A 15,856-nucleotide genomic window follows, 5' to 3' on the forward strand; every position below is an offset into this window, starting at 1 on the left:
CTGCCAGACGTTGTCCGGAGCGCGGACACCTGTCCGCCCCACTTTCACCAGTCGCTGACCAGTCCCCACACCGTGCGTGCCCGGCGCAGATCGAGGATGCCCGGCGCGCCGATGTCGATGGACTGTGCTGCCATCTTCGCACGTAGTGCCCCCGGATCGACCCTTGTCGTGGTGTGCCCGGCCGCCTCGAACCGCCGGTTGCGGCGCGATTGCGCGGCCACCGCATTGACCGGCGGCTCCACGTAGGCCATGCCACCCGGATGTGCGACGTGATAGGTGCAGCCACCGCGGGACAACCCGGTCTCGGCATCGATCAGATCGAATACGAGCGGTGCGTCGACGGTGATGGTCGGATGCAACGAATTGGGCGGCTGCCAGGCGCGATAGCGCACCCCGGCCACTTGCACGTCAGCCTTGTCGGTGGCGAGTAGCGGCACCGGCATCCCATTGCAGGTCACCACGAAGCGGTCGCGGTCCGCGCCGACCACCCGGACCTGTAGCCGCTCCACCGAGGAGTCGACATAGCGGGCGGTGCCACTGGCCGCGGTCTGCTCGCCGAGGGTATTCCACGGCTCGATCGCGCCGCGCAGCTCGAGTTCGATATCGCCGAGCACCACGGTGCCGATGCGCGGGAAGCGGAATTCGGTGAACGGGTCGAGCCAGCTGGTATCGAATTCGATACCGTGTGCGCGCAGATCGGCGGCCACTTCGGCGATATCGGTCATCAGGAAATGTGGCAGCAGATAGCGACCGTGCAGATTGGCGCCGTGTCGAATCAGCGTCGCCCGCAACGGTTTCGCCCAGAACTGTGCGACGAGCCCGCGCACCAGCAGTGACTGCACCATGGCCATCTGGAAATGCGGTGGCATCTCGAAGCCGCGCAACTCCACCAATCCCAGTCGGCCCCTTGCCGTTTCCGGACTGTAGAGCTTGTCGATGCAGAATTCGGCGCGGTGAGTGTTGCCGGCGAGATCGGTGAGCAGATGACGCAGCGCGCGATCGATATGCCACGGTGCATCCGAATCCCTGGTCAGCCGGGCGATTTCGGCGAAGGCGATCTCCAACTCGTACAGCGCCTCCTCCCGGCCCTCGTCCACGCGCGGGGCCTGGGAGGTCGGACCGACGAAGCGACCGGCGAACAGATAGGACAGCGCCGGATGCCGCTGCCAGTAGGTCAGCATCGAGACCAGCAAATCCGGACGGCGCAGCAGCGGTGAGCGCGCGGGCCGCACCCCGCCGAGCGTGATGTGGTTGCCGCCGCCGGTTCCGCTGTGCGTGCCGTCGACATCGAAGGATTCCGTGCCCAGCCGCGCCAGTCTGGCCTGCTCGTACAGTGTCGAGAGCAGTTCGGCCTGCGCACCGAAGGAGGCGCTCGGCTGCACATTCACCTCGATGACGCCGGGATCCGGTGTCACCGAGAGGGTGCGCAGCCTGGCATCGACGGGCGGGGCGTAGCCCTCCAGCACCACCGGTCGCCCCACCGCGGCCGCGGCCGCCTCGACGCGCTGGATGAGCTCGAGGAAGTCGTCGAGTTCGTCCAGCGGCGGCAGGAAGACGTGCAGTCTGTCATTGCGCACTTCACCGACGAGTGCGGTGGTCGGCTGCCAATCCGAAGCCTCGACCATGCCGGGTGGTTCATTCCGCGGGGATCGCAGCGGGCCGATGAAGAGCGGATCGCGGTCGGGGCGCGGCCGCGGCGACTGCCACGAGACGGCGCCCAGCGGTAGGCGCAGACCGGCCGGAGAATCACCCTCGGACAATACGATTCGCCCTTGCGGCTGGTCGGGTGACTTACCGCGCCGCATCCGCCAGTCGGCACTCGCCCACCCGGCACCGTCCGCGCGTCGATACAGCGGAAGCACATAGGCGGCGGGCGCGGTCACGGCCGTATCGAGCCGCGCCAACAGTTCCTTGCGCGCTTGCGCCGAATCCGCTTCCAGATCATCGGCCGGGTCCACCGGATCCCCGTCCGGCGCACGGACACTGCCCGTCAACCGGGCCAGCGGGTCCTCGTAGGCCGGACGCACCTGGGTATCCGGCAGGCCGAGACCCGCGGCGATATGTGCGATCAATGCCCTTGCGGATTCGGGACCGGCAACCGCGGGCCACCGCGTACGAATCATCGATTCGGTGTCGGGCGCGGGCCCATATTGGTTTGTCGAATCATGCTCCAGCACAACCGCATTCGCGAGGTCGTCCGCGGGAGCGACGGCCGACTCTCCCGTCGACCGCGGTCGTGCGGTGCGCCCCGAACGCTCGGCCATCGGCTGCACACCGACGGACTCCCCCTCCGGCACCAGGGCAACCATCGTCGGTGGCGTCCACGGATCGGCGAGCAGATCCGGTCGCGGCCACACGGGTGCACCATCGGCACGCCACGCGACCGCGATCTCCCAGCGCGGCAACGGTTCTCCCGGATACCACTTACCTTGCCGAAACTGCACCAACCCGGTCGGCGCATAGATACGACGCAGCCGATCGGCGAGATCGACGGCGCGTTCACGTTTGTGCGTACCGTCGGCCTCGGTTGTCCATTCCGGACTGGTCTGATCATCGATGGATACGAACGTCGGCTCGCCACCGATGGTCAAGCCGATATCCATTGCCGCCATGCGCTCGTCGACGGCCGCACCCGCGGCCGTGATCCGCGCCCACTGGGATGCGGTGTAGGGCAATGTGGTTCGCGGATCCTCATGGATCCGCCGCACGGTATTGGCGAAATCCAGCGTTGTCTCGGTCGGCCCGGTCGCGCCGGTGATGGGTGCCGACGAGGTCGGATGCGGTGTCGCGGCCAGCGGTATATGCCCCTCGCCCGCGAACAGGCCCGAGGTCGGATCCAGGCCGACCCACCCCGCGCCGGGCAGGAACACCTCGGTCCAGGCATGCAGATCGGTGAAATCGGCGGGCGGTCCCGACGGCCCATCGAGTGCGGGCACGTCCTGGGCCAACTGCACCAGATATCCGGAGACGAACCGCGCCGCCAGCCCGAATTCCCGCAGGATCGACACCAGCAACCAGGCCGAATCGCGGCACGATCCGATCCCACTGCGCAGGGTGTGGTCCGGCGATTGCACACCGGACTCCAGCCGAATCGAATATTCGACGTCATCGCGCAGCGCGTGATCGACCGCGACCAGGAAATCAATGGTGCGCGGCCGATCGGTCGGCGTATGTGCACCCACCCATGCGCGCACCAGCGCACCTGGTCCCGAACCCGGACGCGATTCATCGACCGGACGCAGATACAGATCCAGATCCGCGAGCAACTCCGGGCTGTAGGCGAACGGAAAGTGCTCCGCGTAATCCTCGATGAAGAAATCGAACGGATTGATCACCTCGAGATCGGCGATCAACCCCACGGTGATGGACAGCTCGCGCGCCGGATTCGGAAAGACCAGCCGGGCGAGAAAATTTCCGAACGCGTCCTGCTGCCAGTTGCAGAAGTGATCACCTGGGGTGACCCGCATGGAGTACGCCTCGATCTTGGTCCGCGAATGCGGCGCTGGCCGCAGTCGCACCACATGGGGGTGGACCTCCACCTGCCGGTCGAAGGTGTAGGTCGTCCGGTGTTCGAGCGACACCTTGATGCCCATGCAGCAAGTCCATCACAACCTGGCCGGATGCGCCGCAGCTCGAGCAGGCGGTTTCCGGACAGCCGGGCGGCGATGCCGTCGCGCGACACGCGACCGATCTCCCACCACCTGTCCGAGTCCGGTGATATGACCGATTCACGAACCGATCTCGTCTGGAGGTCATATGCGTGCGCTGAACTGTCCGTCCTGCGAATCCACCATCGACCACTGCCACGGCACGCTCATCGTCCACCTCGGCCGCACGACCAAATGCACCGAAGCGGACTGCATCGATTTCGACCACCCACGGCACGCCTTCGTCGTCGATTGCACCGACATGGCCGGAGGTTGCGCATGCGCGGCACCGGATGTCACGCGCACCGCCTGGCACGGCGGCCCTAGTAGGTCAGCGCGAAGGTAAGCAGCAAGGTGGTCTGGAAGCGGCCCCGCCACCAGGAGTAGCCGAACCAGACATTGGGCGTGACCTCGCGGATCTCGTCGTAGACCGGCGGGGTCGGTGATGGGGCGTAGTCCAACACCCAAGTCGGCCCGCCGTCCGTGATCGCGGGTGCGGTGTAGACATCGGCCTTCCATGCCTCGATGCCCTCGCTGGTGATCCGGTTCACCAGAAAACCGCCGTCCGGGTCGGTGTAAAAGGTCTTACCGATCCACAAGGCCGGGGCCACCACCTCCATGATGGGCGGCCTGGTGACCCAGCCGTTCGTGACTCCCCTCGGCACCTCGCCGCGCGGAGCATCGCGGAAGATCGCGTCCTGCTGTTCGGCCGAGCAGCGCGAACGCAGCGATTCGATGGTCGCGGTCGCATTGTCGGGATAGAGGACGCATCCGTCGCCATAGTCCACCGTCGCGTCGACAACCTCGGAGTCGTCAACCTCGGAATCGAGAATGCCGGAGTCGGCGGCGGCGGGAGCGGCGGCCCCGAGGAACAGACTGGGAAATCCCAGCGTGAGCACCGCGGTGGACATCAATAGAACTCGGTTAACGCGCATTGCTGTCTCCAGAACTCACCACCATGCCCTCGGACCAAGTATCGAGCGTCCGACGGTGGACTCGCAACATCTGGTCACAGATCGAACTGTCAACCGGCGGCTCGGGGCTGCGGAGACGGCTGTTGCCGCGCCCACTAGGCTGAACAACGACACTTTCCGCAGAGAGGACAAGCCGTGCAGCCCGGTGGTCAGTTCGATATGCAGCAGCTACTCGCCCAGGCGCAGCAGATGCAACAGGCGGTGATGCAGGCTCAGGCCGAGATCGCGGCGACCGAAGTGGAGGGGCAGGCCGGTGGCGGCCTGGTCAAGGTCACCATCAAGGCGACCGGTGAGATCGTCGCACTGAGCATCGATCCGAAGATCGTCGACCCCGATGATGTCGAGGGGCTGCAGGATCTGGTGATCGGCGCGGTCAACAACGCCATGTCCAACGCACAGCAGCTGGCTGCCGAGCGGCTCGGCCCGCTGGCCGGCGGCGGCTCGCTGCCGGGTCTGCCCGGCTTCTGATCCGGGGACGTCTTTGTACGAGGGCCCGGTCCAGGATCTGATCGACGAGTTGGGAAAGCTGCCCGGCGTCGGTCCGAAAAGCGCGCAGCGCATCGCATTTCATCTGCTCCAGGTCGAGCCGCCCGAAATCGACCGGCTGCAGGCCGCTTTGCAGAAGGTGCGCGACGGCGTGCAGTTCTGCATTGTCTGCGGCACGGTGTCGGATAACGAAATGTGCCGCATCTGTTCGGATCCGCGCCGCGACCGCACCATGATCTGCGTGGTCGAGGAGCCGAAGGATGTGCAGGCCATCGAACGCACCCGCGAATTCCGCGGACGCTATCACGTGCTCGGCGGCGCGCTCGATCCGCTCAGCGGCGTCGGACCGGATCAGCTGCGCATTCGAGAGTTGTTGGCGCGCATCGGCAATCAGGAGGACGGCGTCGATGTCAGCGAGGTGATCATCGCGACCGACCCGAATACCGAGGGCGAGGCGACGGCCACCTACCTGGTGCGGATGCTGCGTGATTTTCCCGGATTGTCGGTGACGCGTTTGGCATCCGGTCTGCCGATGGGCGGCGATCTCGAATTCGCCGACGAGCTCACCCTCGGCCGCGCGCTATCGGGTCGGCGGGCACTGTAGATCGCTCGCGTTCGGCCGGGCACGGTTATTGTGTCGGGGATGAGCATCGAGTTCTTGCTGACTACGCTCGTCATCGTCGCGACACCAGGAACCGGCGTGCTGTTCACGCTGGCGGCCGGACTCTCCCGGGGGACCAGAGCCAGCGTGATCGCGGCCTTCGGCTGCACGCTCGGCATCATTCCGCACATGATCGCGGCCATCACCGGACTGGCCGCACTGCTCAACGCGAGTGCTGTCGCGTTCCAGACATTGAAGTATCTCGGTGTCGCCTACCTGCTGTACATGGCGTGGAATACGTTCCGGGACAAGGGTGCACTGGCGGTGCCCGAGGCGGAGGCCGGGACACCATCGGCCCGGCAGGTGATCACCTCGGCGGTCCTGCTCAATATCCTCAACCCGAAGCTGACGATCTTCTTTTTCGCCTTCCTGCCCCAGTTCGTGCCGACGAGTGCGCCGAATGCGTTAGCGCGCATGCTCGAACTGAGCGGACTCTTCATGCTCGCCACATTCGTGGTCTTCGCGATCTACGGTGCTTGCGCGGCCGCCGTGCGCAACCAGGTGGTTTCCCGGCCCGCCGTGGTCACCTGGATGCGCCGGGTATTCGGGGCCTCCTTCATTGCCCTGGCCGGTCGACTCGCGGTACAGAATCAGTAAGCGTCAGACGGTGATTCGACTCCAGGGCAGGCCCTGCAGCCGGGTACGGTCGTCGATCGCCCAGTCCCAGATCAGCTCCGCGACGGTCTGCGAGTCGGTGACGGTGAGGCCGAAGTGCTGGTCCGGGGCGCCATCTCGATACTCGAGCGTGAATGTGCCGGACTTGTCACGGTAGGTCTGGATGTAGACCTGTTCGTCCCGCTCGACGATCAGATAGGGATTCGGCGGCGCCAGCTCGGAAACCCACTGGTCGGCAAGGGTTTTCGTCAGATAGGGAAATTCGCCGGCACCACCGTGGGTCACCAGCGCGGGCACATGTCCGGCCGGATCGATCAGCCAGGCCAGCTGCGGATCGTAGACGGCGTAGTGCAGCGGAGTCGCGAGGTCGAACAGCAACTGCCGGACGAATCCGATCGCGTCGTACGGGCACGGGACGTGCAGCACCGCACCGGTCGACGCGCCGCCGACCGGAACCGTACTCAGGAATCCGTCGTGCTCGGGTAGTTCGGCATTGCGTTTGTTCAGCTCCGCCGCCATCGCCGCAACCATTTCCGTCTCGGGCCTGCCCTGCTGGGTGGCCAGATACGCATCGACTTGCGCGATCGTCGTCGCGACACCGGACGGCAACAAGACGTGGTCGTAGCTCACCAGCACAGCGTACGGGGGAGGCAGAACTGGACAGGTGACCACCATGGGCTGGCGGTGCGATCATCCGCCAGGTTGACTCTCCCGTAGGGGGAAGGTGTTCGCTGTCAGCTATGACAGCGACGGTTTCGATCGGCGAGTTCGCCAGGTTGACCTATCTCAGCGTGAAGACGCTGCGGTATTACCACGAGGTCGAGCTGCTCGAACCGGTCGCGATCGACGCGGGGTCCGGATATCGGCGGTATTCGGTCGATCAGGTCGGGCAGGCGCATCTGATCCGTCGGCTGCGCGGGCTGGATATGCCGCTCCCGGAGATCAAGGCGATGCTGGCGGCCGCGGATACCGAATCCCGGGATACCGCATTGCGCGCACACCTGGAACGCATGGAAGCGGAGTTGCGGCGCACGCAGTCGGTGGTTGCCTCGCTGCGCTCACTGCTCACCCCGACCGCACCGATCACCGTCGAATACCGGTCGATCGCGGCCTTCCCGGCGCTCGCGTACGTCGATACGGTGCGCACGGAGGCCATCGACAACTGGTGCGCGGCCGCATATCCGCTGCTGCACGAGACGCTGGCCGCGACCAATATCGCGCCCGCCGGTGTCGACGGCGCCACCTATTCGATGGAATTCTTCGAAAACGACGGCGGCGAGGTCGCCGCGTTCATCCCGATCCCGGCCGATGCGCGGATCGCGCCGCCGAGCGAACTCTCGATCATCGAACTGCCCGCGCGCCGCTTCGCGATCGCCGTACACTCCGGGCCGTTCGACGATTTCGACCGCACCTACGGCGCTCTCGGCAGCCACGTCGCCGAACACGACACCGCGCTCGCCGAGCCCGTCCGTGAGCTATACGTCCTCGGGCCCGGCGAAATCGACGACCCCAACGCCTACCGCACCGAAGTCTGCTGGCCAATCGGCCGGCTCTGAAAGAGAGAGAACCGCAATGACACTCACGATCGGGCACATCACCTTCGACTGCGCCGACGCCGCGACACTGGCCGGTTTCTGGTCCGAGCTGTTGAATCGCCCACTGGACGAGAACGCGAGCCCGGAGTTCGCCACGGTCGGGTTGGCCGAAGGCGTGGGACCGAGGTTGATGTTCATCCAGGTGGCGGATAAGACGCCCGGCAAGAATGTGATCCACCTGGACCTGGAGGCCGCGGACTGGCGCGAGCAGATCGATCGCGCGATCGGCCTGGGCGCCAAGCACATCGGCGATTTCGACGAATCCGGCACGCAATGGGCGACACTGGCCGATCCGGAGGGCAACCTCTTCGATATAGCGGCTGGATAACGAAAAGGCCCGACCTAGGTCGGGCCTTTTCGGCTATCTCAGGAGAGTTCGCGCTGCAGGTTCGCGAGCACCTCGGCCTGAATCTTCTTCAGCCCCAATGGCGCGAAGATCCCCTCGAAGATCCCTGCGACACCACCCGCACCCTTCCACGACGTGCGCAGCGTGACCTGCGAACCGGTACCTTCCGGTGACACCGTCCAGGTGTTCACCAGCGTCGAATTCGAATCACGTTCGGTCACTATGGAATCCGATACCGACACGACCGCGTGCACGTTGCGGGAACGCTTCTCGGTGGCCTGCAGAGTCCATTCGGCGACGGTGCCCGCGCCCTGGCCGCCCTCGAGCACCCGGTAATCGCGGTAGTGCGCGGAGAGGATGCGCGGCCGCACCTTCTCGTAATCCGCGATGGCCTCGAGTGTGCGCTGCGGATCCGCCGCGACGGCGATCGAACTGCTGGCGCTGACCTGTCCCACGATGAGCTCCTTGTCCGGCTGCTGATCTTTTCGAGCGACTGCAAACAATCGCTACGGTTACCCCTATCCTGCCCTGTCGCTGCCTCCCCGTGACGCCCAGGTAGGTCCGCGCGTCGACCGACAACAACCCGCCACCACCGGCCGGCCTGATAACCACAGCAACATACGGCCATCCCGGACCAAGCGTCCCGAACACCCGACCAATCATCAGATGTCCTGTTAGGCTTCCCGATCAGATTGCGCTGGAGGGGACCATGCAATACATCGTGCGAAGCGGGTGTTCGAAACCGCCCGGATTACCGCCGCACTGACACGGCGAGTCCAGAGTATTCCCGATGCAGCAGATGCGTGACATTAATCCCTCGTCGGTGACCTTGCAGTGGCTCGAGTTACCGGTGCGTACTAGCGTCGAGGAGTGGCAGTGAGTCTGTTGGGGAAGGCCGGTCACGCATCGGCCGCACACGAATCAGGGTTCGCCGCGCATCGATCGGGTGTGGAGCGACTGTTGGCCAGTTACCGCGCAATACCCGCGAACGCCAACGTGCGATTGGCGAAGAAGACCTCGAATCTGTTCCGGGCCAGGGCCAAAAACACTGCCCCCGGCCTGGATGTTTCCGGACTCGCCAAGGTCATCGCGGTGGACGCCGAGGCCAAGACCGCCGACGTCGCCGGAATGACCACCTACGAGGATCTGGTAGCCGCGACATTGCCCTACGGCCTGGCCCCACTGGTGGTGCCGCAGCTCAAGACGATCACCCTCGGCGGCGCGGTCACCGGCCTCGGCATCGAATCCAGCTCGTTCCGCAGCGGCCTGCCGCACGAGTCGGTGCTGGAGATGGATGTGCTGACCGGGGCGGGCGAGATCGTCACCGCGACACCGGATGGCGAACACGCGGATCTGTTCCGGGGCTTCCCGAACTCCTATGGCACCCTCGGCTACTCGGTTCGCCTGAAGATCGAACTGGAGACCGTCCAGCCCTACGTAGCGCTGCGGCACATCCGCTTCCATGATCTGCGCGAATTGGAGTCCACCCTCGCCCGGATCGTCACGGACCGGACCTACGACGGCGAACGCGTCGACTATCTCGACGGCGTGGTCTTCACCGCCGATGAAAGCTACCTGACGCTGGGTCGCCAGACCGACGAACCCGGACCGGTCAGCGACTACACCGGCATGGATATCTACTACCGGTCCATCCAGCACGACTCCGACCGACCCAAACGCGACCGGTTGACCATCCACGACTATCTCTGGCGCTGGGACACCGACTGGTTCTGGTGCTCGCGCGCCTTCGGCACCCAGAACCCGAAGATCCGCCGTCTCTGGCCGAAACGCTACCGGCGCAGCAGCTTCTACTGGAAACTCATCGCACTCGATCACAAGTACGATATCGGTGACAAACTGGAGGCCCGCAAGGGCAATCCGCCGCGCGAGCGAGTGGTGCAGGACATCGAAGTTCCGGTCGAGCGGACCGCGGATTTCGTCGAATGGTTCCTGCGCGAAATTCCGATCGAACCGATCTGGCTGTGCCCGCTGCGACTGCGCGAAAACGACGCATCGAACGCGGGACGGCGGTGGCCGCTGTATCCGCTGCAGCCGAACCGTACCTACGTCAATGTCGGATTCTGGTCCGCGGTGCCGACCGTCGCAGGTCAGCAAGAGGGTAAGGCCAACCGCGCGATCGAGCAGACCGTCACCGAGTTCGACGGGCACAAATCCCTGTACTCGGACTCGTATTACGGCGAGGATGAATTCGCGGCTCTGTACGGCGGCCAGACCTACACCGATTTGAAGAAGCGCTACGACCCGGACCAGCGACTGCTGGATTTGTATTCGAAGGCGGTGCAACGCAAATGACTACATTCAAGGACCGTTCCGATGTCTTCGCGGACCTCGGGACAAAACTCAGCATTGCCGAGATCTTCGAGACGCTGATCGACGGCGCGGTTCCGATCCGGCTGACCGCCTACGACGGCAGCGCGACCGGGCCGGAGGATTCGGAATACAGCCTGGAGATCAAGACCCCGCGCGGTATCAACTACCTGGCCACCGCGCCAGGCGATCTGGGCATGGCCCGCGCCTACATCTCCGGCGATATGACCGCCACCGGCGTGCACCCCGGCGACCCGTACGACATTCTCGAGGCGATGGACGGGCTGAAGTTCCGTCGTCCGTCGGCGCTCACACTTGTCACCATTGCCCGCTCGCTCGGGTGGGAGCGGCTCAAACCGATCGCGCCGCCGCCGCAGGAGACGCTGCCCCGCTGGCGCCGGATCGCGCTGGAGGGCTTGCGGCACTCCAAGACTCGCGATGCCGAGGCCATCCACCACCACTACGACGTCTCCAACACCTTCTACGAATACGTCCTCGGCCCCTCGATGACCTACACCTGCGCGGCCTACGGGGATGAGAACTGGACCCTGGAGCAGGCTCAGGAGAACAAGTACCGCCTGGTCTTCGACAAGCTGCGGCTGCAGGAGGGCGACCGGCTGCTCGATATCGGCTGCGGCTGGGGCGGCATGGTGCGCTACGCGGCCAAGCGCGGCGTCAAGGTCATCGGCGCCACCCTATCCGCGGAGCAGGCGGAGTGGGCACAGCAGAAGATCGCCGAACAGGGGCTGTCCGATCTGGCCGAGGTGCGGCATACCGATTACCGCGATATCCCGGAGGTCGACTTCGACGCCGTCTCCTCGATCGGACTGACCGAGCACATCGGGGTGCACAACTACCCGTTCTACTTCGACCACATCAAGGGCAAACTGCGCGATGGCGGCCTGTTCCTGAATCACTGCATCACCAGACCGGACAACACCCGGACCACCAAGGCCGGGGATTTCATCGACCGCTACGTCTTCCCGGACGGCGAGCTGATCGGCTCCGGCCGGATCATCTCCGAGATCCAGAATGTCGGCCTCGAGGTGTTCCACGAGGAGAACCTGCGCGAACATTACGCGCTCACCCTGCACGAATGGTGCAAGAATCTGGTCGCCAACTGGGATGCCTGCGTCGAGGAGGTCGGCGAGGGCACCGCGAAGGTGTGGGGCCTGTACATGGCCGGTTGCCGACTCGGCTTCCAGCGCAATGTGGTTCAGCTGCATCAGGTGCTCGGCGTCAAGCTGTGCCCGAACGGCGAATCGGATCTGCCGCTGCGCCCATGGTGGCAGCCATAGTCGACAACTGATACGGCCCGTCCTAGCCCAGGAGTTCATCCAGGAATAGGGCGGGCAGTGTCGTTTCGCCGGGTTGTCGTGGTGTGGTGCGCATTTCGGTGCGCAGCACGCGCAGGATGCCGAGCACAGCGGGGCCCGCATCCAAAAGTGGCATGGTCCAACCATATTCGGCGCAGGTGGCGGCCGCGGGCAGCAGCAGTCCGGTGGCCTCACCGACCCAGCCGGAGGCGGCCAGACATTCGGCGAGCAGCAGTACGGTATCCAATTCCGCACGCGGACGATGCTGTTCGGCCATCCGACCGTGTAGCGCGCGGGCCCGGCGCACGGCGCGATCATCGGCGCGCAACTGACCTTCGGACAACAGTGCGCGGATCGCGGCGATCTCCTCCGCCTCGGCGGCCAATGCCGCCGCGCCCGTCATCCGATGGGCCTGGTGGATGGTTCCGGAGATATCCGATTCGTATCCGGCAGCGGCGTCGGCGACCCGCCGGGTCGCGGTATCGGTCAGCAGTCCCAGGCGCAGCCGCTCGGCGCGAATATGCGCGGCGAGCCGAACCAGCCTGTTATCGGCGGCGATTCGATCACCTTCGTCGAGCCGGACGGTCGCGGTGTACAGATCGCCGAGCGCGGCCTTGACCCTGGCGCCGATCACGAAGGTGGAGATGAGGAAGTCCACCGGCCCGATCCGGGTGACCAACTGATGACTGTCGTCGAGCAGCTGATCGGCGGTATCCAGATCGCCTCGGCGGTAATTCATTTCGCCGAGCAGCGCCGCGGCCACCCGCACCGCATGCGAGCGCGGTCCCGACTTCTCCCGCGCGGTCTCCCACGCCTGCTGGAAACAACTTGTGGCAGCGGGGATATCGAGCTGTTCATACGCCGCGGCACCCTTTCCGCACAGTCCGAACACCTCGCCGAGCGGATCCTTGGATCGGGCGTGATACGGCGCCGCCCATTCCTGGATTTCGCGCGCGCCATCGAAATCGAATTCGCACAACCGCACGAAGGCGGTCAGATTCGCGGCGGCTGATACGGTCCAGGCGGGTAGTTCATCGGGCTTTTCCAGGCATTCGGCCACCCGGTCGAGCACCCCCTCGGTGTGGTCATTCGCGATCTGATCCGAGGCCGCGAGCACCGCGGCCTGGCAGCGCTGCCGGTCCAGATCGGCGTCGGTGGACGACCCGCGCGCCAGCACATTGGACAATCGGCCAAGGGCCTGGCGCGCCGCACTCGACTCCTGCAGATTCACATTCGCCCTGGCCACGGCCATCAGCAGTTTCGATCGCGAAGCGACCTGCTGCACCGGCAGTTTCGATACCGTGCCGAGCAGCGTAGCGAGGCAGGACTTGTCGATGAGGTCCATGCCGCCGCTCTCGAGCAGATCCAGCGCCATCGTCAGATCCGTCGCCGCGAGCGCGTGATCGACCGCCTTGCGCAGCTGCTGATGTTCGGAATACCAGCGAGATGCCTTGCGGTGCAATTCCTTCAACTTGGCCGGATCCGACCGCTCCAAGCGCGCCCGCAGATGTTCGGCGCACAGCGGCTGCATCCGGAACCACTCCGGATCGTGGGCAATGCGCCGGACGAACAACTCGCGCTGCTCGGCCTGCTCCAACATCGATTCGCCGTCCGGCTCGTCCGACAGCGCCGAGGCCAGCGAACCGCAGACCCGCTCGGTGATCGAGATCGAGGTCAGGAAGTCGAGCATCTTGGGTTCGAGGGTGTCCAACACGTTTTCGGCGAGATACTCGCGGATGCCGTGACTGCCCTCGGCCAGATTGGCGATCAAACTCTCCGGATCGGCATTGCCACGCAATGACAAACTCACCAGTTGGACCGCGGCGGGCCAGCCGTCAGTGGCGGTGTGGATCTCCTCGATTTGGTTATCGGTGAGTGCGAAACCGTTGCGTTGCACCAGGATTTCCTCGGTCTCCGCGATGGTCAGGCGCAGTGCCGAGGAGCCGATCTCGACCAGTTCGTCGTGTACCCGCATCCGGCTGGTCGGCAGGCCCGACTGCTCTCGACTGGTCACCACGTAGCGCAGATGGTGACATCCGTTGTCCAGCAACGCATCCATCGCCCGCCGCGCGCCCGCATCGCTGACCCGGTGCCAGTCGTCCACGATGACAACGACGGTGGTCGCGCCGGCGTGGATCTCATCGATCAGCGTGGAGATGGCATAGGCGGCCGCATCGGCGGGCCGTTCCTCGAGCACCTGATCCAAACCCTCGCCGATATCCGGTCGGACCCGGCGAATCGCCTGGATGAGATGGGCCAGGAACCAGATCTCGTTATTGTCGTCCTGGTCGATGCCGAGCCAGGCCACCGGGACCCCGGCATCGGTCAGTTCGTTGCGCCACTGCGCCGCCACCGTGCTCTTACCGAAACCGGCCGGTGCGTGGATAACCGCGAGCCGGCGGCGGCCACCGGCACGCAGCGTGTCCAGCAGACGCGGGCGCGGAACCGGCTCCCTGGCCGGAGTCGGCGGGCGGAATTTGGTCGCGGCCGTCGGCGGCACAGTCGGCACGACCACGGTCGAGTTGTCCGGATGTTGTGAGACCGCGGGACGCAATGTCAACGGCCAACTGCGGCGTGCGGTCACCGCCGGTCGCGACACCGTCGCCTCGGTCGCGTTCTGCTGCTCCGCCTCGTCCGGCGCCACCACCGAGGTATCCAATAGCGCCATCTCGTCGGGCATCTGATCGTGGTCGTGCTGCACCGTGCGCAGCAGCTCACCGAACTCGAACGCCGAGGTGGGCCGCTTAGTCGGATCGGTATCCATCGCATACTGGATGGCGTCGGCGACATCGTCGGGAAGGTCGTGGCCGTGTAGATCCGGCACCGACTGGGTGGTGATCCGCAGGAATTGCGCGACCACCTTCTCCCCCGATTGCCGTTCGAAGGCGGCATGGCCGGTCAGCAGGGCGAACAGCGTCGAGCCGAGTCCGTACACATCGGAGCGAACGGTCGGGTCGTCGCCCTTGAGCACCTCGGGCGCGGTGAAGGCGGGTGAGCCGGTGATCAAACTGCTGGAGGTGCGGAAACCTCCCGGGATCCGGGCGATTCCGAAATCCGTCAGTTGCGGTTCGCCGTATGCGCTGAGCAGGACATTCGCCGGTTTGACGTCCCGGTGCAGGATCCCGGCCCGATGCGCGCTCTCGATCGCACCGGCCAACTTGACCCCGGCGCGGAGCGAATCCGTCCAGGTGAGCGGCCCCTGTTCCTGAATGAGCTGCTCGAGCGAACCCCGGGTGCTGTAGGGCATCACAATGAACGGCTGACCGGTCGGGGTGACATCGACCTGCAGGATGTCGACGATATTCGGATGGCCGGACAGCCGACCCATCGCCTGCTCCTCGCGCAGGAATCGCTCCCGGCTCTCGGCATCGATCTCCGAGGAGAGCACCTTGACCGCGACCACCCGGTTCAGCGTGTACTGGATACAGCGATAGACCACCCCGAACCCGCCCCGGCCGATCTCGACAGCACCCGACAGGCCCATCGCCTCCAACTCATCGACGATCTCGATGGGCGCTTGTCGCTGTGTGTCCGATCCGGCCGGAGTCGACCCGGTGTTCACCTTGTCGTTTACCTTGCCCGAACGCATCTGTGGAGTCATGTGACCACCTCGAATTCACATCGAATCGGCGTCACCGGCAATCAAGAAGCACACCGACATCGGACATCGCGAAACGCTCTCGCGATGCCCGAAATGCCTCTGCATACTCCAACGTAGCGCGGTATCAACCCGAGTGGGTGGCTTTCGAAACGGCGTCGCGCAACCGCGCAGCGTGGTGCAGTCCGCTCAACGCTCGGCGGCGGGCCGCGTCGTCTGATCGTAGCGAAATGAGATCCGCTCCATGACGTTCTCGAGGTGACGACGGCGGAAACGGCGAAAGCCCGCCA

At 65.2% G+C, this 15,856-nt stretch carries 12 protein-coding genes; 7 read left to right on the plus strand and 5 right to left on the minus strand.

The window, feature by feature from the left end; translation table 11 throughout:
* Positions 1 to 44: 44 nt before the first annotated feature.
* Positions 45 to 3,593 (minus strand): transglutaminase family protein, encoded by a 3,549-nt coding sequence (locus AB0J29_RS27955; protein WP_364792555.1) that lies wholly within the window; start codon positions 3,591 to 3,593, stop codon positions 45 to 47.
* A gap of 377 nt (positions 3,594 to 3,970) precedes the next feature.
* Positions 3,971 to 4,582, minus strand: coding sequence for a hypothetical protein (locus tag AB0J29_RS27960; protein WP_364792558.1), 612 nt, complete (start codon positions 4,580 to 4,582; stop codon positions 3,971 to 3,973).
* A gap of 174 nt (positions 4,583 to 4,756) precedes the next feature.
* Here AB0J29_RS27960 and AB0J29_RS27965 point away from each other — a divergent pair, with 174 nt between their 5' ends.
* The 3 genes from AB0J29_RS27965 to AB0J29_RS27975 are packed head-to-tail and all read left to right on the plus strand — an operon-like array spanning position 4,757 to position 6,365.
* Entirely contained in the window at positions 4,757 to 5,089 is a 333-nt protein-coding gene (locus AB0J29_RS27965) for a YbaB/EbfC family nucleoid-associated protein (protein ID WP_364792561.1), read from the plus strand.
* A gap of 13 nt (positions 5,090 to 5,102) precedes the next feature.
* Complete coding sequence (recR, locus tag AB0J29_RS27970; RefSeq protein ID WP_364497833.1) at positions 5,103 to 5,711, plus strand: recombination mediator RecR; 609 nt, start codon at positions 5,103 to 5,105, stop codon at positions 5,709 to 5,711.
* Positions 5,712 to 5,750: 39 nt separating this feature from the next.
* Entirely contained in the window at positions 5,751 to 6,365 is a 615-nt protein-coding gene (locus AB0J29_RS27975; RefSeq protein ID WP_364792564.1) for a LysE family translocator, read from the plus strand.
* A gap of 3 nt (positions 6,366 to 6,368) precedes the next feature.
* Here the strand turns inward: AB0J29_RS27975 and AB0J29_RS27980 are convergent, their stop codons facing one another.
* Complete coding sequence (locus AB0J29_RS27980) at positions 6,369 to 7,013, minus strand: hypothetical protein (protein WP_364792567.1); 645 nt, start codon at positions 7,011 to 7,013, stop codon at positions 6,369 to 6,371.
* Between the two features lie 110 nt (positions 7,014 to 7,123).
* On the opposite strand from AB0J29_RS27980, the gene AB0J29_RS27985 reads away from it, so the two are divergent.
* On the plus strand, positions 7,124 to 7,939 hold the full coding sequence (locus AB0J29_RS27985) for a MerR family transcriptional regulator (RefSeq protein WP_364792570.1): 816 nt from the start codon (positions 7,124 to 7,126) through the stop codon (positions 7,937 to 7,939).
* Between the two features lie 16 nt (positions 7,940 to 7,955).
* A complete protein-coding gene (locus tag AB0J29_RS27990) occupies positions 7,956 to 8,306 on the plus strand; it encodes a VOC family protein (protein ID WP_364792573.1) in 351 nt (116 codons plus the stop codon).
* A gap of 38 nt (positions 8,307 to 8,344) precedes the next feature.
* Here AB0J29_RS27990 and AB0J29_RS27995 read toward each other — a convergent pair whose 3' ends face one another.
* Positions 8,345 to 8,779, minus strand: coding sequence for an SRPBCC family protein (locus AB0J29_RS27995; protein WP_364792576.1), 435 nt, complete (start codon positions 8,777 to 8,779; stop codon positions 8,345 to 8,347).
* 421 nt (positions 8,780 to 9,200) lie between these two features.
* On the opposite strand from AB0J29_RS27995, the gene AB0J29_RS28000 reads away from it, so the two are divergent.
* Positions 9,201 to 10,637, plus strand: coding sequence for an FAD-binding oxidoreductase (locus tag AB0J29_RS28000; RefSeq protein ID WP_364792579.1), 1,437 nt, complete (start codon positions 9,201 to 9,203; stop codon positions 10,635 to 10,637).
* Positions 10,634 to 11,950 carry a class I SAM-dependent methyltransferase gene (locus tag AB0J29_RS28005; RefSeq protein ID WP_364792582.1) on the plus strand — a complete coding sequence of 439 codons (1,317 nt, stop codon included), beginning with the start codon at positions 10,634 to 10,636 and terminating at the stop codon, positions 11,948 to 11,950. The genes AB0J29_RS28000 and AB0J29_RS28005 overlap by 4 nt, the downstream gene beginning before the upstream one ends.
* Positions 11,951 to 11,972: 22 nt before the next feature.
* Here AB0J29_RS28005 and AB0J29_RS28010 read toward each other — a convergent pair whose 3' ends face one another.
* On the minus strand, positions 11,973 to 15,569 hold the full coding sequence (locus AB0J29_RS28010) for a protein kinase (RefSeq protein ID WP_364792585.1): 3,597 nt from the start codon (positions 15,567 to 15,569) through the stop codon (positions 11,973 to 11,975).
* Positions 15,570 to 15,856 lie beyond the last annotated feature (287 nt).

This window comes from Nocardia sp. NPDC049707, assembly GCF_040674855.1.
In the GTDB taxonomy this organism is placed as follows: domain Bacteria; phylum Actinomycetota; class Actinomycetes; order Mycobacteriales; family Mycobacteriaceae; genus Nocardia.